The organism is Haloglomus salinum (genome assembly GCF_024298825.1).
GTDB lineage: Archaea > Halobacteriota > Halobacteria > Halobacteriales > Haloarculaceae > Haloglomus > Haloglomus salinum.
This window is the reverse complement of the sequence record NZ_CP101153.1, coordinates 3,971,405-3,996,592: the sequence shown is the minus strand read 5'-3', so window position 1 is coordinate 3,996,592 and position 25,188 is coordinate 3,971,405. Positions and strand designations below refer to the sequence as shown.

The following is a 25,188-nucleotide window of genomic DNA, read 5'->3' as shown; positions in this document are numbered from 1 at the left end:
CCCGAATCTACTACCCCGATTCCTCCGTCTCCCGTACCACCAGCACCGGTCGGTCAGCCTGATTCACCACCCGCTCCGCCGTCGACCCCATATTCACCCGCTTCTCGCGCCCTTCGCGCCCGTGCGTGCCAACCACCACTAATCCCACGCCTTCGGACTCGGCGTACGCCAGAATCTCCCGGAACGGCACCCCGTCGGTGACGCTCGTCTCGACGTGGACGCCGGAGCCGCTGGCCGCGTTGGCGGCGTCATCGACGGCCTCCTGTGCGCGCTCGCGGAGGTCATCGCGTGTCGCCTCGGTGTCGTCGGCCGCGAGCGCGAGGCGTTCGTCGGCCACGGAGAGCACGTGGAGCGTCGCGCCGTGGGCGTCGGCTGTCGAAATCGCGTGGTCGAGGGCGGTCGCGGCGGCCTCGCTCCCGTCGGTCGCGAACAGGATGGCGTCGTACATACCGAACGGCAGGCCGGGGGCGTACTTGAAACCGACTCTCGCTGCCGGCGGTCGGGAAACGGCTGCCGGCGGGCGGCGGCGTGCTGGCCGTGGGAGAAAAGCCTTTGTCCGGCGCCACCCGACGGGTGCTCGTGGACGAGAACCGCAGTATCGAGGAGATACTGAATACCATCGGCGACGAGCACGCTAGGACGGTCCTCGCGGCCATCAGTCGTAACCCTCGGTCTGCGAAGGAGCTCGCAGAGGAGTGTGACCTCTCGCTTCCGACCATCTACCGGCGACTGGAGCTCCTCCAGGAGCACGACCTCATCACCGAGCGCACTGCGGTCGCGGAGGACGGGAACCACTACAACATCTACGAGTGCAACTTCGACTCCACGGTCATCACGCTGGAGGACCAGGAGTACAAGGTCCGCATCTACCGGAAGGAGAACCTCCCCGACCGGTTCGGCCAGCTCTGGGACGAGCTCGGCTCGGAGTCGGAGTGACCCGACACCGGCTCTCTCACGACGAGTAACCGAACGGGGGTTTTTTGAGGTATTGCGCCGCCTACCCCGCAAGGATGGTCAATATCTTGAATGCGGTGCTGGTGCTGATGCGACTGATTCTGTTCGGCCTCTCACTCGGCCTGACCGTCATCAGCTTCCAGTCCTACCAGCGCCGCCAGTCGCAGCGGCTCCAGTACGCCTTCATCGGCTTTGCATTCATCAGCATGGGCGTCGCGGTCACGAACCTCTCGACACAGATCGGAACCTCCGGGGCGGCCGCCGGGACGGAACTGGTCCTGATCCAGATCTCCGAGACGGTACCCTTCATCATCGGGTTCGCGATGATATATCTCTCGCTGTACCGGTGACGTAACCACCTTGTCTACCCGATTATCTCTGGGGGTCGCCAATAAAGGTAGTAACTGTTTCACAATCTGTGTATCTGGCGTCCTCGAAGCTAATCGTTGCTCCTGCTGAAGATACCGGAGCCGTATCGCGCGATGCTGGATAAACCGCCGGAAGCCTTCGGCAGTACGGTTTTGCTCGGGTGGGCCGGACTCCGGACCGATGGGCGTCACCGCGACCGGGACGGACGACCGCTGGGCGGCGGGGCTCGCGGTCGGGGGGCTCACGTCCTGTTACTGGCTGGTGGTCGCGCGGCCGCTGGTCGCGGTGCTGGTCGGGTCGCTCGTGGTCGCCGGGGAGCGAGCGCACGGGCCGAACGGGTTCGTCGGGACCGTACCGGTGCGTGCGGTGCCGGCGGTGGTCGCCGTCGAACTGGCCGTGGCGTTGCAGGCGGCGCTCACGGGGCGCCCGGCGCTCGGTGCCCTCGCCGGCGGCCTGTTCCTGCTCGCCGTCTGGCTCACTGGCCCGTCGCTGATGGACCGTTGGTCCACTCGGTGACGGCCCGACCCCGGCCCGAATCGCCGCCGTCCGGGTGCTTTTGGTCCGTCCCGGCACCAGAGACTGTATGTCAGTCTCGGAGACGTTCGACGCCGACCGATGGGAGCCCGTCGCGGACTTCGACTTCCGCGATTTGACCTACCACCGCGGTACGGACGTGGCGGCCGTCCGCATCGCCTTCGACCGCCCGGCGAAGCGCAACGCCTTCCGGCCCGAGACGGTGGACGAACTCTACACCGCGCTCGACCACGCGAAGCGCCAGACCGACATCGGCTGTGTCATCCTCACCGGGAACGGTCCCGCCCCGAAGGACGGCGGCCGGTCGTTCTGCTCGGGCGGCGACCAGGCCATCCGCGGCGACGCGGGGTACGAGTACACCGCCGGGGAGGACCCGGATGCCGGCGGGGCGCCGACCGAGAGCCAGCAGCAGGCCCCTCGGCTCCACATCCTCGAGGTTCAGCGGCTCATCCGGCACATCCCAAAACCCGTCCTGTGCGTGGTGCCGGGATGGGCCGTCGGCGGCGGTCACTCGCTGCACGTGGTCTGTGACATGACGCTCGCGTCGGAGGAGCACGCGAAGTTCCTCCAGACGGACCCCGACGTGGCGAGCTTCGACGCCGGTTTCGGGAGTGCCTATCTCGCCAATCAGGTCGGCCACAAGCGGGCCCGCGAGGTGTTCTTCCTGGGGAAGACCTACTCCGCGGAGGAGGCCGTCGACATGGGGATGGCCAACGCCGCCGTCCCGCACGAGGAACTGGAGGAGGTCGCGCTGGAGTGGGCCGCGGAGATGACCAGCAAGTCACCGATGGCGATGCGGATGCTGAAGTACGCGTTCAACATGGACACGGACGGACTCGTGGGGCAGCAGGTGTTCGCCGGCGAGGCGACGCGGCTGGGGTACATGACCGAGGAGGCCGCCGAGGGCCGGGACGCGTTCAACGAGGGGCGCGAACCCGACTTCTCCGGATTCCCCTGGCACTACTGAGGCGTCGTTCGGCGGCTGTGTCCCCGGTCCACGGGCGGCCGCAGGTCTGAAGTGGTGTCGGGCAGTGGTCTGGACCGAATGGGTACCCGCGTCGAGACGAACACGTCGCCCGACGATGTCGACCCGGAGGGGCCCGTCGGGTCGGTTCAGGCGCGGACCCCGTCGCTGACGGTCGTCGCCTTCGGGCTCGGGATACTGACCGTGACAGCGTGGAACTTCCTGCGTGAGCAGCGGACGGTCTCGGCCGACCTGCCGCCGCTGGCTGCGGCGCTTCTCGGCCTCGTGCTGGCGAGCGGGCTGCTGTACGCCGGCACCAGGCTGGCACGGTCCGGGCTCGACCAGGACGAACGCTGGCTGGTCGCCCAGAGCACGCTCGGCGGTGGCGCCGTCTTCGCCGGCATCATCATCCTGACCATGCTCATCCGGGTTGCCGAGGGGCGTCCCGTCTCGGAGGCGCCGTTCGTGCTGCTCGCGTCCACCGGTGGTGGAGGCATCGCGGGAAGCCTCGTGGGGGGCCTCTACGCCAAGGCCCGCCGGGACGCTCGCGTCGCCGAGTTCGCGCGTGCCGAGGCCGAGCAGGCACAGAACCGTGCCGAGCGTGCCCGCGCTGACGCCGAGGAGAACCGGAAACAGCTCGAGGAGGCACAGGCCGAGACCGAGCGCCTGCTCGCGGAGGCCCGCAAGACCAGGGACGACCTCCGGCTCATCAACCGCGTCCTCCGCCACGATATCAAGAATAGTATCATGGTCATCGAGTCGCGGGCGGAGTTCCTCGGTGACGACCTCGAGGGCGCGGCGACCGACGATATCGACGACCGGGCCGGGGAGTTCCTCGATACCATCGTCGCGCAGGCAGAGGAGATAGAGCGCGAGGTCGAGCGGACGGGTGCGGTCATCGAGACCATCACCGACGAGGACCCGGACCTGCAGACCACGGACCTCGGGGCTGCCATCGAGGAACAGGCGACGACCGTCCGGAACTCGTTCGACGTGGACCTCCGAGTCGACGGCCTCGACGACGGTGACGGGCCGTCCGTCCTCGCCAATCAGGTCCTCCCGGACGTGCTCGGAAACGTGCTCACCAACGCCGTCGTCCACCACGGTGGGACCGCCCCGACCGTCGAGATAACCGTCACCGAGGACGAGGAGACGGTGACGGTCCGCATCGCCGACGACGGGCCGGGAATCGACGACGACCGGAAGTCGGAGGTGTTCCACCGCGGCGAGTCCAGCGGTGATGGCGGCTTCGGTCTCTTCTTCGTCGACCGGATGATGGAGCAGTACGGCGGTGGCCTACGCATCGAGGACGCCGACCTGGGTGGCGCGGCGTTCGTCTTCGAGTTCCAGCGCACCGAGTGACGGGACGGACCATCGCCTCCCGCGTCAGCCTCCGTCGGGTTCAAACCTCCCGGTCCCGAACCGGCGCATCATCATGAAGCGCGGAATCCTCGATACGCTCGGCTCGCCGCTGGTACAGGTCCGGTCGCCACCGGGGAGCGTCATCGCCGCCAAGGTGGAATCGAAGAACCCCGGCGGGAGCGCGAAGGACCGCCCGGCCGTGGCGATGGTCGAGGCCGCAGAGCGAGACGGGGAGCTCGAACCCGGCGACCGTATCGTCGAGCCGACCTCCGGGAACACGGGTATCGGCATCGCGCTGGTCGCGGCCGCGAAGGGGTACGACGCGACGCTCGTGATGCCCGGCTCGAAATCGCCCGAGCGGCGCAATATCATGCAGGCCTACGGTGCAGATCTCGAACTCGTCGATGGGGACATCTCCGCGGCGAAAGAGCGCGCCGACGAGATCGAAGCGGAGGAGGGGGCGGTCCAGCTGCGTCAGTTCGAGAACCCCGCCAACCCCGAGGCACACTACCGGACGACCGGCCCGGAGATACTGGAGCAGGTCGGCGACGCCGAGATCGACGCACTGGTCGCCGGCATCGGGACGGGCGGTACCATCACTGGTATCGGCCGGCGGCTTCGCGAGGAGTTCCCGGAGATGGATATCCTCGGCGTCGAGCCGGCCGAGAACGCCGTTCTGACGGGTGACGAGCCCAGCGACGACGACTTCCAGGGGATGGGCCCTGGCTTCGTCAGCCCGAACCTCGATACGGACCTGCTCGACGGCGTCGAGACGGTTAGCATCGAGGCAGCCGAGGCCGAGGTCCGGCGTCTCGCCCGCGAGGAGGGCATTCTCGTGGGCCAGTCCTCGGCGGCGTCGAACCTGGCCGCGAAGCGACGGGCTCGAGCCCTCGTCGACATGGACCCGGCGGCCGGTGGCGAGTGCCCCGAACCGGACAATGAGACCCGGGTGCTGGAAGACGACCCGTCGCCCATCGGCGGCACCGCCGGCGGTGCGAGCATCCCGGACGACTGCCCGCTCGTCGTGACGGTGTTCTGGGACTCGGGCGAGCGCTACATGTCGACGGGCCTGTTCGACCACGAGGACTGAGCCGCGTCCCGGTGGCGGATGTCGATTCCGGAACGGGTGGTCCCCGCCGGGAGCGCGGGACCTTTGCGCCCGACGCTCCTTCGTCTACGTATGTACACGGGGAAGACCCAGCAGCCGTGCTGTCTCTGTGGCCGCGAGGAGACGGCGGTCCGGATGGATATCCCGCCGCGGGCGGTCCAGCTGCTGGACAACTCGGGTCCCATCGCCTGGCGTGACATCGAGGGGGATGTCTCGCTGCATTTCTGTGAGTCCGACTGGACGACGGTCCATGACGTGGTGCTGGATGCGGGGATGACGCCGCTCCCTCGATGCAACGCCGCCCGGGCCGACTTCGTCCTCCGGGAGGACTTCGAGGCGCTACTGAACGACGTCCGTGACGAGCCGGACCAGACCCCGCTGGAGCAGGAGATGCTGGCCGACGCCGAGCGGGTCGTCGACGAGTACGACGACCCGGATGCGCTCCACTCCGAACGTGACCTCGTCGAGGCCCGGGTGGTCCAGTGGGCACTCGACGAACTCGGCCACCAGCCGACCGCCTGATGCCGTGAAATAATATCGGCCACGTCCCCGGGCTGAAGCGGCTATTATTGTCTAACTTCAATATATATTACATTTGTCTGACGGAAGAACTATCCAGTCGCCGTGCAGGTGGTTCTCACAGGAGCCTTCCGCCCATGTCCGATGGTGAACCCCCGACCGTCCTGATTGCAGACGACGAGCCCGCCATCGTCGACGGCCAGGCCTCCCGGCTGGAGCGACAGTACCGAATCCGACGGGCCTACGGGGGGCGTGAGGCACTCGAACGGCTGGACGAGACGGTCGATGTCGCCCTTCTCGACCGTCGGATGCCGGATCTTTCCGGTGACGAGGTGCTGGAGCGCCTCCGTTCGGAGGGATACGACTGTCGGGTCGCCATGCTCACGGGGGTCGAGCCCTCGTTCGACATCGCCGAGATGGGGTTCGACGACTACATCAGGAAACCCGTCGACGAGGCCTCACTGTTCGATGTCGTGGAGAAACTCGTCGCGCGGCAGGCCTACGACGCGGGGCTACGGGAGTTCTACTCCGTCGCGCGCCGTGTCGCGCTGATAGAGGCCGACCACGACCCACAGGAACTCGACGGGAACGAGGCATACCAGCGGCTCCTTGACCGGCGGCAGGTACTCCGCTCCCACCTGGACGACACGCTGGACGAACTCCGGACGACCGAGGGATACGCCGTCGCCGTCGACGATATCGTCACCGAAGAGCGGACTGGCCGGGAGCCGTGCGCGGGCGGTGACTGAGTGGTCACGCCGCGATAGGAGAGCGCTCCCCGATGTCACAGCGATTCTTCGGGCCCCAGCGCCACACGTGTCCCTCCTGCCTCGCTCTCTTCGACCGCGACCTCCCAGCCGTGTCGCTCCGCCACGACACGGACCAGGCCGAGTCCGACGCCCGTGCTGTCGCCACTCGAGTACCCCCACTCCAGTACCCGGTCGCGCTCGGCCTCCGGGATACCGTGGCCGTTATCGGCCACGTAGAACCCCTCGTCGTCGCCGACGGGGCCGACCTCGACCCGGAGACCCGGGGCGTCGTCGTCCTCGTCGCCGGCTCCGGTGTCCGCCCGCCCGTGCTCCACCGCGTTCCGCAGGAGGTTGATGGCCGCCAGGCGAACGAGCGGGGTGTCGACGTTCAGTGTGGCGTCCGTTACCTGCAGCGTCGCGTTCGATGTCGATATCGCCGCCCACGCCGAGTCGACCACCGTCCCGAGGTCGGTCCATTCGCGGTCGGGCTCGGGCCGGGCCAGCGCTCGGGTCTCCGCGGTGAGCCCCTCCAGTCGGTCGAGCGCTCGGGCGACATGGTCGAAATGTTCGTCGTCACCGTGTTCCTGCGCGAGGTCGAGCTGCAGGCTCGCGGCACCGAGCTGGTTGCTCAACTCGTGGGCCAGTACGTCGGCCAGCAGCCGGAGTCGGTCCTCGTTTCCTCCGCCGGCCGCGCCGTCTGCCACGGCGGCCGCCAGTGCCGACCCGAGGGTCGTGAGCGCTTGCCGCTCCACTACCGGGATGCCCCCGTGCCGCTCGGCGACGAGATGGAGCACCACCACCGGGCTGGTGGGAACCCGTAACGCCACCAGATGGGTTCCGCCACCGTCGGTGGACGAACGGTCGCTCCCATCGAGCGGCACGGTGAACACCGCTGCACCGCCGTCAGCGGTCACTGCGTTCCTCGTCGCCCACGTGGCCCCCTCCCCGTCGGTTTCGTCCCCGATGCCGCCGTCGCTGCCGGCCCTGCCTCCGACTGGAACAGCCCGGAGATGGTTCCTCGGCGTTCCCACGGCGGCCAGCGGTCGAACCACCTGCCGTTCGGCATCGTGCTGGCCGGCCCAGACCACTGGGTACGGACGGGTTCCACCGATCGACGTGACGATGTCGTCCGCCAGCGGCTCGATGTCGTCCTCGTCGCCGCTCCGGATGGTCTCGGCCGCCGCTCGCAGGAGTGTCTCCGCTCCGGCGCTCCGGCGTGCCGAGCGGTCGAACAGTTCGTCGGAGCGAATCTCTTCGAGCCTCCGGGCGGTTGCTGCTGGCGCGGTCCGGTCGACGACGGCTGCCGCGTCGGCGCCGATCGCCGCGGCACCGCCGTCGGGGTCGACGGCCAGCACCACTGCCGCGCTCGATTCCCGGCGGAACCGCCGGACCCTCCCGTCTGCCGCTCCGCTGTCAGCCCCCGTATCGACCACGACGCAGATGACGCCTCCGGCCCGAAGTCGGGCCCTCGCGTCGTGGACGCCCTCGTAGCGCGCTGCTGACACGTCCAGCGCCGCCGCCACGTCGTCCATCGCGGCGGTCGCCGGAAGCAGTACGATCCCCGTCCCCATCTCGCGTTACGTCTCACTCTGGACCACGCCGTCTAAACCCTAGTGGTCACTGTCCGACGTTGTACTCGCGCGCCAGAGTGTGAAATCTTATAAGAGGTGCCGTCAGTAAAATCGCGCAGACCTTCGATGAAATCAACACACCTTCGGGAGGTTGCGTACCTGTTGCTCCTCACGGTCCTTCTGCTGGGTGGAGGTGGTGTCGCTGCAGGGGGTGAACCGCCGCTTGCCGACGCCGGCCTCGACCAGCAGGTCGAACGGAACGCGACGGTCCTGCTCGACGCTGCCGGCTCTCGCGACGCCGATGGAACCATCCGCTCGTACCGGTGGACCATCGAGACGCCGGACGGCCGGACGGTCCAGCCTCGCGACGCGGATGCGCCCCGGACATCGTTCGTCGCCCAACGGACTGGTCGGTACGAGGTGACCGTCACCGTCACCGACGACGAGGGACAGACGGCATCGGACACGCTGTACGTCGACGTGGACCCAGCTGCCACATCCCCGTCGTCCCCGGCGGCTTCGGACACGACGCCCGGACTCACGGACTCTGCAGAGCCGGCTTCCGACGGCGTCGTCGACCCGGCCACCCCGGACGCGCCGCTCTCGGTCGACCCGGCTGATTCCGACGGCAGTGGCGCGGCGGGCACGGGCGTCTGTCCGGAAGGAGCGACCTCAGACGGCCAGTCCGACTGTCTGGAGGGAGACCCACCGGCCACGGTCGAGGTCTCCGGGGCACTCTACGTCCGGCAGGGAAGCGTCCATACCTACACTGCGACCGTCAGCGACCCTCCGGAGGGTATCGCCGATATCTCCTGGTCTGGTGGCCTCGGCTCCGGGTACTCGGCGACCCACCTCTTCACGGAGCCACCGGGGTCGACTGTCCGCATCGCAGCCACCGTCGACGACGGCGAGGGGCACACCTCCTCGGATGCCGTCGTCGTCCACGTCGTCACGGACAACGCTCCGCCGGAGGTCCGTATCGAGGGCCCAGTCGCGACCTGTGTCGGCGAACCGGTCGAACTCGAGGGGTACGCTATCGCCTCCGAGCAACACGACGAGGTCGTCGAGACGACATGGCACGGCGACCCGACGTTCGTCCCACAGCATCCCGGACAGTACGTCGTCGGGTTCTCCGCGCAGGACACGCAGGCTCAGACGGCGCGTACCCAGCATACCGTGGCGGTTCGAGAGAAGCGGGTGTGTGAACCTCTCGGTGGCCGTACTGGCGGTGGGAACAACGCCACAGACAAACTCCTCATCAGAGCTGCCGATGACAACCTGGTGGAAGGTAGCAGAATCTCCTCGGTCATGCGGGCACGCGGGAACGTACCGGACTCGGGTCCGGTCGAGAAACTTGCTGACGTCGGCGCGGGTCTCGGTCGTGTCGGCGAGGGGGCCGCCGAGCACGCGACTGGGAACGAGGAGACGCTCGTCTTCTACATGTCCGCTGAGAATGCCAGTCGATTAGGTCAGAACATCCGCACGACCCCTGACGACGAAGTCGTCGCAGGGGCGAATGGTCCTCGGATCAACGAACACGAACGGCTGCGCAACGCCCGTGTCGAGGACCGAGTGGAGACGGAGCGTGGCAGGGTCAAGGTCGTCGTTCGCCTCGGGAAAGATAACACCGGAAATCCGGACCGGTTCACCGGAGAGAATCGGACTGATAGTGACCCCGCTGCAGCCGTCGACTCGTCGTCCGAACGCTCCCAGGCCAGCCAATCGGGTGAGTCGCCCTCGCCCGAGCTGTCTTCCAACACTGACCAGACCGTAATCGACAACGACCCCGGAATCGCCGATACCGTGTCGGATATCACTGATCCAGTTGGAGACGCAGTTGAGAGTGTCGGGAGCTTACTCGGGAGCGACGATGCGGAATCTGATTCGGGCAGCGGTGGCAGCGACACCGAGAGCCGGGACCCGGAGACCGAAGCCTCGTCTGCTGACAGTTCGGAGTCCGCCGCGGACGACGATTCTGGCTCCTCCGGAGGAGGCACCGTCCCTGCACTCGACGGTATCGTCGACACCTCCGCGGACGAATCCGACGGCATCGGTTCGGATTCGTCCGGCTCATCTGACCCGTCCGGCTCATCCGACTCGTCCGGCTCATCCGACTCGTCCGGCTCATCCGACTCGTCCGGCTCATCCGACTCGTCCGACGAACCGACCATCGACGGCAGCGATAGCTGGGGTGGCATCATATGATTCTACACCGATTCGCACAGCCAGTACCTCAACCGGGTGAAATCGTATGAAACGGCGGGCACTCCTCCGTGCGTCCGGAGCGAGCGTAGCGTTCGGACTCGCCAGCGGTTGTACCGAGCGCTTCGGTATCGGTGACGATACTACCGAACAACCCACCCCCTGTCCGATGCCCCGGTTCGATGCCGTCGCCAGCGACGAGTACGACCGTATCGAACCGTTCGAGCGAGCCGTCTTCGAGCGGGTGAACGAATCGCGTCGGTCACAGGGAATCGAGCCCGTTGAGTGGGACGAAGTGCTGGCCTACATCTCTCGACTGCATAGCCGGAATATGGCGAGGAACGGGTACTTGGCCCACGAGGATACGTCAGGTAGGGGCCCCGGGGATAGGATTCGCGGATTTCGGTACGGGTGCCAGCATTCCTTTTCAGAGAATATATTCCGAATTTATCGATATTATTCGGAGTATAACCATGATATACTTCCCATAGGTAGAGAAGCGGTAGCTTGGTGGGAAGAATCGCCACCACATCGGCGAGCAATGTGGAGCGAACCGGTCGAAGTCGCCGGTGTGGGCTGCTACATCACCCGAGACAACGATATCTACGTCACCAACCTGTTCTGCACGCACGACCCGGCCGACGCCGAGGACGCTGCCACGGGAACCCCCTCGGAGGACTGCTACTACGGGGGTGAGCGCCCGTGACGCGCAGTCGGCGCTCGCTGCTGACCGCACTGGCGGGCAGCGCGACCCTGCTCGGCGGGTGTGGTGCATCCGAACGGGAGAGTACGCCCACCCGCGACGGCGGGACTCCGTCGGTCACCTTCACGACGCCCACGCCCACTGCCGAGGACACAGCGACACCCACCGAGACTCCGACCGACGAGCCGACCGAGACGCCCGACCCCGTCGCGGAGGCGCTCGCAGCGGCCCGAGGAGACATCGAGACGGCGATCGCTCGACTCGAGTCGGCTGCGGTCGTCGCGGACGGGCGGGTCGCGCTCGTGACGGAGGACGCGTTCGCCGAGTACGCCGCGGCGAAGGACCCGCGGTCGCCGGTTCGGGAGGCGCGCGAGCGCCTCGACTTCGTCTCCGACCGGGCGACCGGTGACCGCGGACGGAGCGTGAACGGGTTGCTGTTCCTCTGTGAGTACCTCGATACGCGGGCCGTCGAACACGACCGTATCGTCGACGGGTTCTCGTCGTTCTATCAGGCGAACCGGGCGTTCCCGGCCGAATTGAAACTGGATGCTGCGTCGGCGGCTATCGGAGACATGCAGGCACTACAGGAGCGGGCGCGGACCGCCGGGGAGCTACTGGACCGTGTCGAACCGCGAGCCGATGCGCTCGGCGTCGAAGGGTTCGACCTCCGGTCGGCCCGGAAGCGACAGCGCGTGTTCCAGTCCATCGGTCGGGAGTTCGAACCGGCGTTCGCGGGCACGCGCTCGATGCTACGGGCGTACGGGCTCACGAGTGCGACGGCCCCGGCTATCGAGCGCGGCGAGTACGCACAGGCCGAGGAGTTCGCGACCAACGCCGTGACTGCGGCGGAGAACGGGCGTCGGTTCACCGCCACCGCGTTCGAGCGGGACGTTCGGCACTTCCGGGACGTGTTCGAGCAGGACCGCTGTCTCTGTGACGGACTGCACACCGCTGGAGAGCACTACCAGTCGGCAGCGCGAGCGTACCGTGAGGGGCAGGCGGAGACGGGTCGCGAGCGGTATCGGGCGGCAAAGGACGCGCTGGAGGCGACGGAAGCCGAGTGTGGAATCGATCTCTGAGCGCTACGCCTTCACGTAGTCGTCGAGGTATTCCTCGTTGACGACCCACTCGCCGTCGTCGTCGCGGACCATGTACTCGCCGTAGTAGGGGACGCGCTCGTCGACGGTCTCGCGGAGGGCTTCGCGGATTTCGGGTTTCGTCATCTCGCCCATCGGCTTGAGGTCGTCGTTGCGGTTGAGACAGCCCTTCAGGAAGCCCTGATGCGTGACGCGGACGCGGTGGCAGTTGGCACAGAACGCCTCGTTGCCGACGGGGTCGACAATCTCGACCATCCCCGTCTCGGTCGCTTCCGAGTCGTCGGGACTGACCCAGTAGCGACGGCGGTCGTGCATCTCGCGGTGTTCGATGTGGTCGGCCTGGTCCGCCAGCCAGTCGTGGACGCGGTCGATGTCGACCGCCCACTCCGGGCGCCCGGCCAGTTCGGGCATGTACTCGATGAGCTGGAGCTGGAGTCCCTCGTTCTCGGCGACGTGGTCGACCATCTCGGGGACGTAGCCCGCGGTCTGCTCGAAGACGACCATGTTGAGCTTCACCGGCGTGAGTCCGGCATCGACGGCCGCTTGCACACCCTCCAGCACCGCGTCGTACTGGGTGCTCTGGGTGACCTCCTGGAAGGCAGTTGGGTCGAGTGCGTCCTGCGAGACGTTGACGCGGTCGAGCCCGGCCTCGTGGAGTGCCTCGGAACGACCGGGTAGGAAGGTCCCGTTCGTTGTAAGAGAGGTCTCCATCTCGTCCGGCGCGCGTCGGACGATCTCTTCCAGGTCCTCGCGGAGCATCGGCTCGCCGCCAGTGAACTTCACGCTGTCCACGTCGAACTCCGCCGCGACCTCAAGGAACCGAACCACGTCGTCGGTGCTCATCTCACCGTCGGCCGGTTCCATCGGTCCTCGCGTGTCCCCCAGGCCCTCGTTGTGGCAGTAGACGCAGTCGAAGTTACAGCGGTCCGTCAGTGATACCCGGACCCCCGTCAGCTCGCGCCCGTGCCCGTCGACCAGCATACCTGACCGTTCGCCCGACGACGCTTAATCGTGTGGCCACGATTCGACAATACGTAACCGGATTCGGTCACATCGAGGTGGGGGTTGCGGGTGCCACGCTGCTTAACCGACTCGCCGCCCAATCCGTGGCAATGAGTGACGCCGTTTCGGACGAAGCCGGAACCGGTGACGATGGGGAGCGGTCGGCCGCAACCGGCCCCGTCGTGGCTCCGAGCGACGCCTTCGCCGCACTCGGCGGCGAGACGCGGATGGGTATCGTCCGGACGCTGTTCGAGGCCGAGCGCGACGCGGGACGCCCGGTGACGTGCTCGTTCTCGGCACTGTTCGAGGCCAGCGACGAGGAGACTACCGCCGGGTTCGCCTACCACCTGCGAGAGCTCCCCGAGACGTACCTCCGGAAGACCGAACCGACGGCGGCCGACACCGCCGACGACGAGGCGGGTTACCGCCTGACGGCCGCCGGTCGCCGGGTCGCCCGGGCCATCGCGGCCGGCACGCTGACCGAGAGCGCCGACCGGGACCCGGTCGACCTCGAGGCCCCCTGTCCGTTCTGTGCCGAGACGGACCTGGTGGCTGCCGGCGACGACACGGTCCTCACGGTCGCCTGTGGGGCGTGCGAGCGCGAGGTCCTCGCGCTGCCGTTCCCGCCGGCCGGCTATCGGGCTCACGACGACGGCTCCCTCCCGGCCGCCGTGGACAGCTACTATCGGGGCCGAATCGCGACGATGCGTGACGGGACCTGCCCGGAGTGCGGAGGGGTCGTCGAGACAGCCGCCGAACTGGCCCGGCACGACCACCGCGGGGACGGTCCCGGCGCCGACGGTGGCGACACACACGACCGTTCCGACGACCACGACGGGGAGCCCGTCGCCCACGCGCGCATGACCTGCGACGCGTGTGGCTATCGGCTCCGCTGTCCAGTGACGCTGACGGTGCTGGACGAGCCAGCCGTCGTCGCGGCCTTCCACGCCGCCGGTATCGACCTCTCGGAGCGACCACTGTGGAACGTCGGCCCGGAGTGGCGCGAGTGCGTCGTCTCGACGGACCCGCTCGCAGTCCGCGTAACCGCGCAGGTCGGGGATGGTGAACTCGCCTGCTTCGTCGGCCGTGACCTCTCGGTGGTCTACACGGACCGCGTCACGCCGGACGACGACGGCGACGGCCGCCGCTCCGGCGCCGACGTTCCGGGCGCCGGTGCTGGGGCGGACCAGTCGGTCGAGAGCGCGGGCGGCGAGACAGAAGATACGGACGCGGGGGCCGACCAGCCCGCCGTCGGCGAGCCGGATTCGGCGACCGCGTGAGCTCCCCGTCGGGCCGTTACTCCTCTTCGCTGCCGTTCTCCTCGTCGAGCAGGCCGTGCTCGTCCAGGTGGTCGCCGATTTCGCTACGCTCGAGCGCCTCGAAGGTGGCCGTCTCGGCGTCGATGGTCGCGGCGCTCATCCCCTCGGGCGTGAGGTCGCCGTCGGCCGTGGCGGCGAGGGCCTCGAACGCCAGTCGGAGGCCGTCGTCGACCGTCTGCAGGTCGTCGTAGCCCTCCTCGAGACGGTCCTGTGCCTCGCGCTGGTTGCCGCCGACGGCGACCGCCTTCCACTCGTACGGCGTGCCGGACGGGTCCGTCTCGAACAGGCGGGGCTCGCCGCCGTCGTCGACGCCGGCGATGAGGAGCGCACAGCCGAACGGGCGCGCCCCGCCGGTCTGGGTGAACTCCTGGATGTTGTCCGTGATGGCCTTCGTGAGCGTCTCCGTGTCGACGGCCTCGCCGTAGCGGAGCTTCTCGACCTGTGCACGCCGGCGGGCCATGTCGACGAGCCGGCGCGCGTCGGCCGCGTGGCCGGCGGTCGCGACACCGAGGTGGTCGTCGGCCTTGTGGATCTTCTCGACGCTCTCGGCGACCTGCAGTTCCGAGCGGAGCCGGCCGTCCGCCGCGAGGACGACGCCCTCGGGCGTTCGGATGCCGACCGCCGCCGTGCCGCGCTTCACCGCCTCGCGGGCGTACTCCACCTGGTAGAGCCGGCCGTCCGGCGAGAAGATGGTGATACCGCGGTCGTACGCCTGCTGTTGGCTGTTCTGCATTATCGGACACCTCCGGCCGCCCCGTTCATGAGAGCACCGGTCGCGTCACGTAGCTCCGTCTCCACGCCGTCGGCGGTCACGCGCGCGACGACGACCCCGTTCCCGGAGGCCGTATCCCGCTCGCTGGCCGCCAGCACGGCGTCGACGGCCGTGGGGACGGCCGACTCGACATCGCCCTCGGGGTCGTACTCGCGTTCGAGGGCACCCGTCGCGACCGTCATCCCGCTGCCGGTCGCCGCGAACGCCGACTCCTCGATGCGGCCGCCCGCGCCGTCGAGCTGGTAGAGGCGAGGTTCGGCGTCGGCTTCAGCGTCGCGTGCCGGGTCGACGCCGCCGAGGAGCGGACTCACCGGGAGCCCGCGGAGGATGGCGCTCCCGACCGTGGAGAGCGCCTCCATGCTCATCCGGCGCCCGCGCCGGTTCTCGTAGAGGTCGGCCTCGGCACGGAGCTGCTTCAGGTACGCCTGTGCCGCGCCGACGGAGCCGGCGATGGTGACGGCCGCGGTCGGGTGGACCTGCTCGACCTTCACGACGTTCTTGTTGGAGACGAAGCGGCCGCCCAGCGACGCTCGTCGGTCCGTCGCGAGGACCACGCCGTCGTGGGCAACGAGGCCGACCGTCGTCGTCCCGGTGCTGTACTCCACCGCGTTCTCGCCGCTGGCCGCGGGGGTGTCGCTCCCGCCAGCTGCGGGGATGCCGCCACCGCTGCTGCCGGCCGCGTTCGTGCCCGGCGCTACGCCGAGCGGGTCGAGCGACCCGTCCAGGTCGAGGCTCGGGCGGTCGTTGGGGTTCATGCACCCGAGGGGAAGGCCGAGGGAGGGATATCTTCTCGCTAAAATTTCATTTAGCTGCGGGTTGGTCAGTAACTCAGCACATTCCATCCGAACATCTGTCTCTCGACCTTTGTCTGTGCTTCCCGTGGGATACTGTCTCCCCAGTGCCGGTCGCCCCTGTCCGGTCGGCGTCACAATCCTTATCGCCCGCACGGGGCCTATCGCCGGTAATGGTAGACCGGAACGAGGTTCTCGATGCGCTGCGCTCCGTGGAGGACCCCGACCTCGGGGAGGATATCGTCTCGCTCGGACTCGTCAACGACGTGACCGTCGGGGACGCCATCGATGTGGACCTGGCGCTCGGGGCCCCGTACTCGCCGACCGAGACCGGCATCGCCGAGGACGTCCGGACAGCGCTCTCGGGGTTCGGGCTGTCGGTCGAACTGTCCGCGAACGTCGACCGCGGCGTCGCGGCCGAGGACCAGATTCTCCCGGGCGTCAAGAACATCATCGCCGTCGCCTCCGGCAAGGGTGGCGTCGGCAAGTCGACGGTGGCCGTCAACCTCGCAGCCGGCCTCGCCGACCGCGGAGCCCGTGTCGGGCTGTTCGACGCCGACGTGTACGGCCCGAACGTCCCACGGATGCTGGACGCCGGCGAGGCACCGAAGGCGACACAGGACGAGACGATGGTCCCCCCCGAGAAGTTCGGCATGAAGCTGATGTCGATGGACTTCCTGCTGGGCGAGGACGACCCCGTCATCTGGCGGGGGCCGATGGTCCACAAGGTCATCACCCAGCTGTGGGAGGACGTGGAGTGGGGCGCGCTGGACTACATGGTAGTCGACCTGCCGCCCGGCACGGGTGACACCCAGCTGACGATGCTCCAGTCGGTTCCGGTGTCGGGGGCGGTCATCGTCACGACCCCCCAGGAGGTCGCGCTCGACGACGCCCGCAAGGGGCTCCGGATGTTCGGCAAGCACGACACCCCCGTCCTCGGCATCGTCGAGAACATGGCCGGGTTCCACTGCCCCGACTGTGGCAGCACGCACGACATCTTCGGCTCGGGCGGCGGCGAGCGCTTCGCCGAGGAGAACGACATGCCGTTCCTCGGGAGCATCCCGCTCGATACGTCCGTCCGCGAGGGCGGCGACGCGGGGAAACCGGTCGTCCTCGACGACGACAGCGACACGGGCGAGTCGTTCCGTGACTTCGTCCGCACGACCGCCGACATGCAGGGCATCGTCCACCGGCGGCGACACCAGCAGCAGGCCGGCGCCCCGGAGCAGTGAGCGACGACGGTTCCGGGAGTCCCGAGCAGCCCAGCGACGACCCCGAGCGTGCGGCCATGCTCCGCGACGTGGCCCGCGAGGTTCGGGGCGACAGCGACGAGTCCGAGCGGGTCGCGGCCGTCCTGTTCCGGGTGTCGGACCTCTACGACCCCGACGAGGAGACCGACCCCGAGGCCATCTACCGGAACATGCGGACCATCCTGCAGGTGAGCGAGCGGGGGACGCTGGAGCGGGACCGGGACTAGGAGTCTGCTCGGCGGGGCGTAGATTCATATCCGGTCGCGCAGCACTCGCCCGTGTGTCCGAGGCCGACGCCCCCTGGCGTGATGCCGCGACGCTCGAACGGCTCTACTGGGGCGAGGGACTGTCGCTCGACGGCATTGCCGACCGTCTGGGCTGCTCGGACGTGACCGTTCTCAACTGGATGGAGAAACACGACATCGAGCGACGTACCCAGAAATCGGAACGGCTCCCGCGGCCGTTGACGGTCACCTCCCCGGGTTCGACCAACCAGGGGTACGAACTCGTCTGGCACGACGACCACTGCGTCCGTCACCACCGACTACTCGCCGTCGCGGAGTACGGGCTGAGCAGCATTCGAGATTGCGAGGTTCACCACCGCAACGGCGTTCACTGGGATAACCGTCCGGAGAACCTCGCGCTGGTCGGTCCCTCCGAGCACGGACGCATCCACTCACCGGAGCGCTCTGGAGACTCACACGAGCCGACGACCCGACGCGCGACCACGGTCTGTCCGGACTGCGAGGAACGGTTCCTCTCGGTCGGGACGCACTGGAACCGGACGGAGTGCGACCCTCCGACCCCGTCTCCGTCTATTCGGAAGCTGGTTGATGGGCTAGTTCTCGGTGATGGACATGTACGTTTTCCTGGTTCTCAACGCCCCGGCTACCTCCAGGTCAGGATGACGAACTCCAGGTTCGTCGCCTGGCTCGACCGACAGTTCGGCGGTATCTCGACTGGTGCTAGACTCAACCGGAAGGCAACCGATCACCGATGTGCCGTCCACTCCATCCGGACACGGTCGCTCCCCTGGCTCGACCGATACCACGACTGGTACCGCAACGGCCGGACGATCGTTCCGGAGACCTACACTCTTACTCCTGTGGCAGCTATGGTATGGTACGTCTCTGATGGATCACTCTCGTGGGGGGACGGTGTCAGCCTCCGACTCTACTGTGCCGATTACGTCGACCACGCCCCAGTGCGGGTACGCTCACTGTTCGAAAGTCACGGGTTTCACCCCACTGTGGAGCCGTATGGCCTGCGCTTCCCGAAGGTGGAACACCAGGAACTACTCGACTGGCTGGGTCCAGCCCCACCGGGGTTCGCCTACAAGTGGGCCATTGACTCCCGGGAGCGATACCGCCGACTACAGCCGTGACTGTCCCGAGAGACGCCCTCGCACACGCGGGCAGCATCACTACGTTTTTATGCACCTGCCCGGTACGAGGAGACGCAAACACTGTAGCGGGTGTCTGGCACCCGCGAGTTCCGGCTCGACCGGGGCGAAATTAACACACACAACGGCTGAGCGGCGGTGGCCGAGTGGTCTAAGGCGCAGGGTTGCTAACTCTGTGGCGCAAGCCTCCGGGGTTCGAATCCCCGCCGCCGCGCTAGCCACACCACAACAAGACATGAGTGCAGAAGACCCAGACGCGGCGGAGGACACGGAGTCCGAGGAAGAGGAGGACATCCGTTACTTCGTCCGCATTGGACAGACCGACCTCGACGGCACGAAGTCCGTCGAGCGGTCGCTGACCGAGATGAACGGCATCGGGCACCGGGCCGCCCGCCTCATCGCTGAGAAGGCAGGCGTCGACCGGCGCGCCGTCTTCGGCAAGCTCGACGACGATGTCATCGACAGCGTCGTCGAGCTGGTCGAAGGCTACGCCGACGAGGTGCCCGACTGGATGAACAACCATCGGAACGACTACTTCAGCGGTGAGACGACGCACCAGATCGGCAACGAGCTCGAGATGACGCGTCGTCAGGACATCAACCGCATGAAGATGATCGACTCGTACAAGGGCGTCCGACACGAGCGCGGCCAGAAGGTCCGTGGACAGCGCACGAAGTCCACCGGCCGGACGGAGGGCACCATCGGCGTCAACGTCGAGGCGATCAAGGAAGAGCAGGCCGAGGAGGCCGCCGCAGGTGACGAGGAATAATGGCACTCGGTAGCAACACCAAGTTCTACGAGACGCCCAACCACCCGTACCAGGGCGAGCGTATCGACGAGGAGGCGAGCCTGCTGGACCGCTACGGGCTGAAGAACAAGGAGGAGCTGTGGCGGACCCAGTCGACGCTTCGCTCGTTCCGTCGCGAGGCCCGCTCGCTGCTAGGGCAGACGGAGGCCGACGCGGCCGCAGAGCGCGCCCGCGACCAGTTCCTCGCCCGACTCCGCCGTATCGGCGTCCTCGGCGACGACGACGGCCTGGGCGACGTGCTGGCACTGGACGTCACCGACGTCCTCGAACGGCGCCTCCAGACCGTGGCCTACCGCCAGGGCCTGGGCAACACCGCCGACCAGGCACGACAGTTCATCGTCCACGGGCACGTCACCGTGCGCGGCGCCCGCGTCACGCGACCGGGCTACACCGTCGAGGTGGCCGAGGAGGACCACATCGACTTCGACGAGAACAGCCCGCTGGCCGACGACCTTCACCCGGAACGAGCAGGTGAGCAGGAATGAGCTCAGAAGAAGACGTACCACAGGACCGGTGGGGTGTCGCCCACGTCTACGCGTCGTTCAACAACACCGTCATCACCGTGACGGACCTGACCGGCGCCGAGACCATCGCCAAGTCCTCCGGCGGGACCGTGGTGAAGCAGAACCGCGACGAGGCCTCGCCGTACGCCGCGATGCAGATGGCCGAGGTCGTCGCCGAGGAGGTCCAGGCCGCCGGCCTGGAGGGCCTGCACGTCAAGGTGCGTGGCCCCGGTGGCAACCTGCAGAAGAGCCCCGGCCCGGGCGCACAGGCGACCATCCGGGCGCTCGCACGCGCCGGTCTCGAGATCGGTCGCATCGAGGACGTGACTCCCATCCCGCACGACGGGACGCGGGCACCCAAGAACAGCGGGTTCTGACATGAGCGAGGACTACGAGGTGGAGTTCATCGACCGGGACGAACGCGACGCCCGGTTCGTCGTCCGCAATATCACGCCGGCCTTCGCCAACGGCATCAGGCGTGCCATCGTGGCCGACGTGCCGACCCTGAGCATCGACACCGTCCGTGTCATCGAGAACTCGTCGGTGATGTTCGACGAGCAGATCTCGCTCCGCCTCGGGCTCGTCCCGCTGACGACGCCCGACGACTACCGGGAGGGCGACACGGTCACGCTCGCGCTCGACGTCGAGGGCCCCGACACCGCGTACTCGGGCGACCTCGTGTCGGCCGACGACCAGGTCCAGCCCGCCGACGAGAACATCCCCATCATCGACCTCAAGTACCCCGAGGGGGCGGATTCGCCCCAGCGCCTCGAGGTCGAGGCCGAGGCCGTGATGGACCGCGGAAAGGCCCACGCCAAGCACCAGGGTGGCGTGGCCGTCGGCTACCGACACCTCCAGACCGTGGAGGTCGTCGGCGACGCCGAGGAGTTCGAGGCGGACGAACCGAACGTCCTGCGTGGCGTCATCGAGGATGACGGCGAGCTCGTGCCGACCGAGGAGTTCGACCACGACCTCTCGAAGCGCTACCCGGGCAAGGAGGTCGAGGTCCACGACGTGCCGAACGCGTTCGTGTTCAGCATCGAGAGCGACGGCTCGCTCTCGGTCGAGGACCTCGTCCTGAACGCCGTCGACACCATCGCCGACCGCGCGGACGAACTCGAACAGGCCGTCCAGCTGTAACCGGACGAACCGAACACACACCAACATGAACCCGACAACCGTGACCCCACGACTCCACGCCGGCCTCGCCGGCACCGACGCGCTCGCATGGGGCCCGACACCCGCGGCGGCCACGCCGTCGACGGGTACATGGGCCGACGAGCGGACGCTGGATGTCGTGACCCGTGCCGACCCCGACCACGGGACCGAAAGCGGTTTGAAGGGATACACCGAACGGGTGGATGCGCGCAGGGATAGCCAAGTCTGGCCAACGGCGCAGCGTTCAGGGCGCTGTCCCGTAGGGGTCCGCAGGTTCAAATCCTGCTCCCTGCACTCCACCCTTCTGCGGAACTTGCACAACAATGAGCAGTAACAAGACGAATCCGAGGCTCGCCAGCCTCATCGCCGACCTCAAATCTGCCGCCCGCAACGGCGGCGGCGACGTGTGGGGCGACATCGCGGAGCGGCTGGAGAAGCCGCGCCGCACCCACGCGGAGGTCAACCTGGGCCGCATCGACCGCTACGCCCAGCCCGACGAGACGATCGTCGTGCCGGGCAAGGTGCTCGGCTCCGGCGCGCTCCGCACGGACGTCACGGTGGCGGCCGTGAACTTCTCCGGCACCGCCGAGACGAAGATCGACGCAGCTGGCGAGGCCATCACACTGGAAGAGGCACTGGACCGCAACCACGAGGGCTCCGACGTCCGGGTGATCCGATGAGCTACGCCGAGTACGACGCCGATATCGTCGTCGACGCACGGGACTGCATCCTGGGTCGCGTCGCCAGCGAGGTCGCAGAACGCGCGCTCGACGGCGAGCGCGTCGCCATCGTCAACGCCGAGGACGCGGTCATCACCGGCCGCGAGGAGTCGACGATGGAGAAGTACCGCAGCCGCCGAGAGGTCGGCTCCGACCGTGGGCCGTACTACCCGAAGCGGCCGGACGGCATCTTCAAGCGCGCCGTCCGTGGCATGGTCCCGTACAAGACGACCCGCGGGCGCGAGGCGTTCGAGCGCGTCCGGGTCTACGTCGGCGACCCCTACGACGACGAGGAGGCCGAGGTCATCGAGGGCACCTCGCTGGACCGGCTGTCGAACATCCGCTTCACCTCGCTGGGCGACATCAGTGAGGAACTCGGCGCCAACGTCACCTGGTAACCAGTATGGTCACGAACACCTCAGGCAAGAAGAAGACCGCCGTCGCCCGCGCCACCGTCACGGACGGGAGCGGCAAGGTACGTATCAACTCCCAGCCGGTCGAGCTGGTCGAGCCGGAACTCGCCCGCCTCAAGATGACGGAGCCGTTCCGCATCGCCGAGGACGAACTCCGCGAGGGCGTCGACATCGACGTCACCGTGCAGGGTGGCGGGTTCTCCGGGCAGGCCGACGCCGCCCGGACCGCAATCGCCCGCGGGCTGGTCCAGCACACCAACGACGCCGAGCTGCGCGAGGCGTACATGAGCTTCGACCGCTCGCTACTGGTCAACGACGTGCGCCAGTCCGAGCCCAAGAAGTGGGGCGGCCCCGGCGCACGGGCCCGCTACCAGAAGTCGTACCGCTAACAGCCGCACACCCCAGAATCCAACACACAAGGTGATACACCAATGATGGTACCCGTCCGCTGCTTCACGTGCGGCAAGGTCGTCGGCGAGCACTGGGAGGAGTTCAAGTCCCGCACCCGCGAGGGAGACGACGACCCCGAACAGGTGCTCGACGAACTCGGCGTCGAGCGACACTGCTGTCGCCGGATGCTCGTCTCGCACAAGGACCTGGTCGACGTGGTGGCACCCTATCAATGATGGCGGGGCCCAGCAATCGCTACGAGAAAGCACGCATCATCGGCGCACGAGCGCTGCAGGTGTCCTTCGGGGCGCCCGTGCTCATCGACACGGAACAGACCGAGCCCATCCTCATCGCCGCCGAGGAGTACGACGCGGGCGTCCTCCCGTTCACCGTCCGCCGGGGCGACAAGCCGGGGGCCGAGGAGACATGACGCTCGTCACCGAGGTGCGACTCCGTCGCATCCTCGACTCCCGTGGCTCGCCCACGGTCGAGGCCGAGGTCCGAACGGAGTCCGGCGGTCACGGCCGCGCCGCGGCGCCCTCCGGGGCGTCGACCGGCGAGTACGAGGCCGTCGAGCGGCCGGCGGGCGAGGCCATCGCCGCCGCCCGCGAACTGGCGGTCCCGCGTATCGAGGGGCAGGTGTACGCCGGCGACCAGCGGTCGGTCGACGCCGCACTCCGCGCGGCCGACGGCACCGAGGACTTCTCCGAGATCGGCGCCAACTCCGCCGTCGCCATCTCGATGGCCGCGGCGAAGGCCGCCGCGGACGTGCTCGGCGCCCCGCTGTACCAGCACCTCGGTGGCGCCTTCCGCGGCAACGAGTTCCCGACGCCGCTGGGCAACGTCGTGGGCGGCGGCGAGCACGCCGCCGACGCCACGCACATCCAGGAGTTCCTCGCCGCGCCGGTCGGCGCACCCTCGGTCGCGGACGCCGTGTTCGCGAACGCCGAGGTCCACGCCGCCGTCGCCGACATCCTCGACGACCGGGACGTCCCGGCCGCCAAGGGTGACGAGGGCGCCTGGGCACCCAGCATCGACGACGCGACCGCGTTCGAGATCGTCGACGAGGCCATCGCACAGGTCGAGGAGGCCGTCGGCTTCGAGATCCGCATGGGTCTGGACGTCGCCGGCGCCGAGCTGTACGACAACGACGCCGGCGTCTACCGGTACGGCGAGCGCGAGCGCACCCCCGCGGAGCAGCGCGACTACATCGCCGACCTGGCCGACGACTACGACCTCGTCTACGTGGAGGACCCGCTGGACGAGGACGACTACGCTGGCTTCGCCGACCTGACCGAGCGGGTCGAGGACTGTCTGGTCTGTGGTGACGACCTGTTCGTCACGAACGTCGCGCGCCTGCAGGAGGGCATCGACCAGGGTGCCGCCAACAGCATCCTCGTCAAGCCCAACCAGATCGGCACGCTCTCGGACGCGTTCGACGCCGTCGAGACGGCCCATCGCGCGGGCTACGACGCTGTCGTCTCGCACCGCTCCGGAGAGACCGAGGACACGACCATCGCACACCTCGCCGTCGCGACCGCGGCCCCGTTCATCAAGACGGGCGCGGTCGGTGGCGAGCGAACCGCCAAGCTGAACGAACTCATCAGAATCGAGGAATCCGCATGAGCGACAACGAGGAAGGCCTGGAGGCCGACGCCGACGCCGAGTCCGAGGAGGACACGCCGGCCGAGGTCGCCGAGGTCGACGACGAAGAAGCACCGCCCGCCGCCGAGGAGGCGGCCGAGGAGACAGGCGAGGACGAGGCTGAGGCCGAGGAGGCCGAGGAGACGCCCGTCCTCGACGAGGACGTCATGCCCGACGAGGAGGCCGACCTCCTCATCCCGGTCGAGGAGTACCTCCAGAACGGGGTCCACATCGGCACCCAGCAGAAGACCAAATCGATGGAGCGGTTCATCCATCGCGTCCGCACGGACGGCCTGTACGTGCTGGACGTCTCCCAGACCGACCAGCGCATCCGCACGGCGGCGTCGTTCCTCTCGAACTACGCCCCCGAGCAGATTCTGGTCGCGTCCTCGCGACAGTACGGCCGGTTCCCGGCCGAGAAGTTCGCCGAGGCCGTCGGCGCCCGCGCCCGGACCGGCCGGTTCATCCCGGGCACGCTGACGAACCCGAAGTACGACGGCTACATCGAGCCGGACGTCGTGGTCGTCACCGACCCCATCGGTGACAGCCAGGCCGTCAAGGAGGCCATCACGGTCGGTATCCCGGTCGTGGCGATGTGCGACTCCAACAACACCACGTCCAACGTGGACCTGGTCGTCCCGTCCAACAACAAGGGGCGCAAGGCCCTGTCGGTCGTCTACTGGCTGCTGGCCAACGAGACGCTCGACAACCGCGGCGCCGAGCCGACCTACGCCCTCGAGGACTTCGAGACCGAACTGTAATCGCGCGACGACTTTCGTTCTCCAGCCATCGACCGGCCAGCGACAGTGCCGGACAGGGCGATAATCTGGGACTTTCGGCGAGAAATTCGAATACTATCGGCAGACTGTCCGAATATATGTCTTA

General features: G+C 67.9%; 31 protein-coding genes and 2 tRNA genes. 28 read left to right on the top strand and 5 right to left on the bottom strand.

The genetic code is table 11. The annotated features are described in order from the left end of the window. Positions 1-10 precede the first annotated feature (10 nt). On the bottom strand, positions 11-448 hold the full coding sequence (locus tag NL115_RS19615; protein ID WP_254831007.1) for a universal stress protein: 438 nt from the start codon (positions 446-448) through the stop codon (positions 11-13). Between the two features lie 131 nt (positions 449-579). On the opposite strand from NL115_RS19615, the gene NL115_RS19610 reads away from it, so the two are divergent. The 8 genes from NL115_RS19610 to NL115_RS19575 all read left to right on the top strand — a co-directional run bounded on the left by NL115_RS19610 (position 580) and on the right by NL115_RS19575 (position 6,559). After that, positions 580-936, top strand: a complete 357-nt coding sequence (locus tag NL115_RS19610; protein ID WP_254831006.1) for a winged helix-turn-helix domain-containing protein — start codon at positions 580-582, stop codon at positions 934-936. Between the two features lie 74 nt (positions 937-1,010). After that, positions 1,011-1,304, top strand: coding sequence for a DUF7521 family protein (locus tag NL115_RS19605; protein WP_254831005.1), 294 nt, complete (start codon positions 1,011-1,013; stop codon positions 1,302-1,304). Positions 1,305-1,503: 199 nt separating this feature from the next. Then, on the top strand, positions 1,504-1,839 hold the full coding sequence (locus NL115_RS19600) for a hypothetical protein (protein WP_254831004.1): 336 nt from the start codon (positions 1,504-1,506) through the stop codon (positions 1,837-1,839). Between the two features lie 67 nt (positions 1,840-1,906). Next, positions 1,907-2,824 carry a 1,4-dihydroxy-2-naphthoyl-CoA synthase gene (locus tag NL115_RS19595; protein ID WP_254831003.1) on the top strand — a complete coding sequence of 306 codons (918 nt, stop codon included), beginning with the start codon at positions 1,907-1,909 and terminating at the stop codon, positions 2,822-2,824. A 78-nt stretch (positions 2,825-2,902) separates the two neighbouring features. Next, entirely contained in the window at positions 2,903-4,183 is a 1,281-nt protein-coding gene (locus NL115_RS19590) for a sensor histidine kinase (protein ID WP_254831002.1), read from the top strand. Positions 4,184-4,256: 73 nt separating this feature from the next. After that, positions 4,257-5,273, top strand: coding sequence for a PLP-dependent cysteine synthase family protein (locus NL115_RS19585; RefSeq protein ID WP_254831001.1), 1,017 nt, complete (start codon positions 4,257-4,259; stop codon positions 5,271-5,273). Between the two features lie 90 nt (positions 5,274-5,363). Further along, positions 5,364-5,813 (top strand): DUF7960 family protein, encoded by a 450-nt coding sequence (locus tag NL115_RS19580; RefSeq protein ID WP_254831000.1) that lies wholly within the window; start codon positions 5,364-5,366, stop codon positions 5,811-5,813. 134 nt (positions 5,814-5,947) lie between these two features. Beyond that, positions 5,948-6,559 (top strand): response regulator, encoded by a 612-nt coding sequence (locus NL115_RS19575; protein ID WP_254830999.1) that lies wholly within the window; start codon positions 5,948-5,950, stop codon positions 6,557-6,559. 35 nt (positions 6,560-6,594) lie between these two features. Here NL115_RS19575 and NL115_RS19570 read toward each other — a convergent pair whose 3' ends face one another. Beyond that, positions 6,595-8,130, bottom strand: coding sequence for a sensor histidine kinase (locus tag NL115_RS19570; protein WP_254830998.1), 1,536 nt, complete (start codon positions 8,128-8,130; stop codon positions 6,595-6,597). 126 nt (positions 8,131-8,256) lie between these two features. Here NL115_RS19570 and NL115_RS19565 point away from each other — a divergent pair, with 126 nt between their 5' ends. Genes NL115_RS19565 through NL115_RS19555 form a run of 3 tightly spaced genes read left to right on the top strand, consistent with a single transcriptional unit; the run spans position 8,257 to position 12,114 of the window. Then, positions 8,257-10,335, top strand: coding sequence for a PKD domain-containing protein (locus tag NL115_RS19565; RefSeq protein ID WP_254830997.1), 2,079 nt, complete (start codon positions 8,257-8,259; stop codon positions 10,333-10,335). Positions 10,336-10,381: 46 nt separating this feature from the next. Then, positions 10,382-11,038: a CAP domain-containing protein gene (locus NL115_RS19560; RefSeq protein ID WP_254830996.1), complete on the top strand. Its 657-nt coding sequence runs from the start codon at positions 10,382-10,384 to the stop codon at positions 11,036-11,038. Continuing rightward, positions 11,035-12,114: a hypothetical protein gene (locus NL115_RS19555; RefSeq protein ID WP_254830995.1), complete on the top strand. Its 1,080-nt coding sequence runs from the start codon at positions 11,035-11,037 to the stop codon at positions 12,112-12,114. Before NL115_RS19560 ends, NL115_RS19555 begins: the two co-directional genes overlap by 4 nt. A 3-nt stretch (positions 12,115-12,117) precedes the next feature. Here the strand turns inward: NL115_RS19555 and moaA are convergent, their stop codons facing one another. Next, entirely contained in the window at positions 12,118-13,113 is a 996-nt protein-coding gene (gene moaA / locus NL115_RS19550) for a GTP 3',8-cyclase MoaA (protein WP_254830994.1), read from the bottom strand. Between the two features lie 131 nt (positions 13,114-13,244). Between moaA and NL115_RS19545 the strand changes: the two genes are divergently transcribed. After that, a complete protein-coding gene (locus tag NL115_RS19545) occupies positions 13,245-14,414 on the top strand; it encodes a DUF7351 domain-containing protein (RefSeq protein ID WP_254830993.1) in 1,170 nt (389 codons plus the stop codon). A 16-nt stretch (positions 14,415-14,430) separates the two neighbouring features. On the opposite strand, the gene psmA is transcribed toward NL115_RS19545, so the two are convergent. Next, on the bottom strand, positions 14,431-15,189 hold the full coding sequence (gene psmA / locus NL115_RS19540) for an archaeal proteasome endopeptidase complex subunit alpha (protein ID WP_286668378.1): 759 nt from the start codon (positions 15,187-15,189) through the stop codon (positions 14,431-14,433). After that, positions 15,186-15,980, bottom strand: a complete 795-nt coding sequence (locus tag NL115_RS19535; protein ID WP_254830991.1) for an Ntn hydrolase family protein — start codon at positions 15,978-15,980, stop codon at positions 15,186-15,188. Before NL115_RS19535 ends, psmA begins: the two co-directional genes overlap by 4 nt. Positions 15,981-16,189: 209 nt before the next feature. Here NL115_RS19535 and NL115_RS19530 point away from each other — a divergent pair, with 209 nt between their 5' ends. From NL115_RS19530 to rpsB, 16 genes are all read left to right on the top strand, one after another. Further along, the gene (locus tag NL115_RS19530) at positions 16,190-17,248 is read left to right on the top strand and encodes an Mrp/NBP35 family ATP-binding protein (RefSeq protein ID WP_254830990.1); all 1,059 of its coding nucleotides are present in this window, start codon (positions 16,190-16,192) and stop codon (positions 17,246-17,248) included. After that, the gene (locus NL115_RS19525) at positions 17,245-17,493 is read left to right on the top strand and encodes a DUF7976 family protein (protein ID WP_254830989.1); all 249 of its coding nucleotides are present in this window, start codon (positions 17,245-17,247) and stop codon (positions 17,491-17,493) included. The genes NL115_RS19530 and NL115_RS19525 overlap by 4 nt, the downstream gene beginning before the upstream one ends. A 53-nt stretch (positions 17,494-17,546) precedes the next feature. Next, positions 17,547-18,650 carry an HNH endonuclease gene (locus NL115_RS19520; RefSeq protein ID WP_254830988.1) on the top strand — a complete coding sequence of 368 codons (1,104 nt, stop codon included), beginning with the start codon at positions 17,547-17,549 and terminating at the stop codon, positions 18,648-18,650. Between the two features lie 150 nt (positions 18,651-18,800). Then, a tRNA-Ser gene (locus NL115_RS19515) sits at positions 18,801-18,882 on the top strand. Between the two features lie 21 nt (positions 18,883-18,903). Beyond that, the gene (locus tag NL115_RS19510) at positions 18,904-19,437 is read left to right on the top strand and encodes a 30S ribosomal protein S13 (RefSeq protein WP_254830987.1); all 534 of its coding nucleotides are present in this window, start codon (positions 18,904-18,906) and stop codon (positions 19,435-19,437) included. Continuing rightward, complete coding sequence (locus NL115_RS19505; protein WP_254830986.1) at positions 19,437-19,961, top strand: 30S ribosomal protein S4; 525 nt, start codon at positions 19,437-19,439, stop codon at positions 19,959-19,961. Before NL115_RS19510 ends, NL115_RS19505 begins: the two co-directional genes overlap by 1 nt. Beyond that, complete coding sequence (locus tag NL115_RS19500) at positions 19,958-20,356, top strand: 30S ribosomal protein S11 (protein WP_254822551.1); 399 nt, start codon at positions 19,958-19,960, stop codon at positions 20,354-20,356. Before NL115_RS19505 ends, NL115_RS19500 begins: the two co-directional genes overlap by 4 nt. Position 20,357: 1 nt before the next feature. Then, positions 20,358-21,119 (top strand): DNA-directed RNA polymerase subunit D, encoded by a 762-nt coding sequence (locus NL115_RS19495; RefSeq protein ID WP_254830985.1) that lies wholly within the window; start codon positions 20,358-20,360, stop codon positions 21,117-21,119. Positions 21,120-21,346: 227 nt separating this feature from the next. Beyond that, positions 21,347-21,431 (top strand) — tRNA-Leu (locus NL115_RS19490). 29 nt (positions 21,432-21,460) lie between these two features. Further along, positions 21,461-21,817 carry a 50S ribosomal protein L18e gene (locus tag NL115_RS19485; RefSeq protein WP_254830984.1) on the top strand — a complete coding sequence of 119 codons (357 nt, stop codon included), beginning with the start codon at positions 21,461-21,463 and terminating at the stop codon, positions 21,815-21,817. Then, positions 21,814-22,254 (top strand): 50S ribosomal protein L13, encoded by a 441-nt coding sequence (locus tag NL115_RS19480; RefSeq protein ID WP_254830983.1) that lies wholly within the window; start codon positions 21,814-21,816, stop codon positions 22,252-22,254. The genes NL115_RS19485 and NL115_RS19480 overlap by 4 nt, the downstream gene beginning before the upstream one ends. A 5-nt stretch (positions 22,255-22,259) precedes the next feature. Further along, positions 22,260-22,658 (top strand): 30S ribosomal protein S9, encoded by a 399-nt coding sequence (locus tag NL115_RS19475; protein ID WP_254822547.1) that lies wholly within the window; start codon positions 22,260-22,262, stop codon positions 22,656-22,658. Positions 22,659-22,700: 42 nt separating this feature from the next. Next, positions 22,701-22,895: a DNA-directed RNA polymerase subunit N gene (locus NL115_RS19470; protein ID WP_254822546.1), complete on the top strand. Its 195-nt coding sequence runs from the start codon at positions 22,701-22,703 to the stop codon at positions 22,893-22,895. Beyond that, a complete protein-coding gene (locus NL115_RS19465; protein WP_254833120.1) occupies positions 22,895-23,089 on the top strand; it encodes a DNA-directed RNA polymerase subunit K in 195 nt (64 codons plus the stop codon). Before NL115_RS19470 ends, NL115_RS19465 begins: the two co-directional genes overlap by 1 nt. Beyond that, complete coding sequence (eno, locus tag NL115_RS19460; protein WP_254830982.1) at positions 23,086-24,285, top strand: phosphopyruvate hydratase; 1,200 nt, start codon at positions 23,086-23,088, stop codon at positions 24,283-24,285. The genes NL115_RS19465 and eno overlap by 4 nt, the downstream gene beginning before the upstream one ends. After that, complete coding sequence (rpsB, locus tag NL115_RS19455) at positions 24,282-25,064, top strand: 30S ribosomal protein S2 (protein ID WP_254830981.1); 783 nt, start codon at positions 24,282-24,284, stop codon at positions 25,062-25,064. Before eno ends, rpsB begins: the two co-directional genes overlap by 4 nt. Positions 25,065-25,188 lie beyond the last annotated feature (124 nt).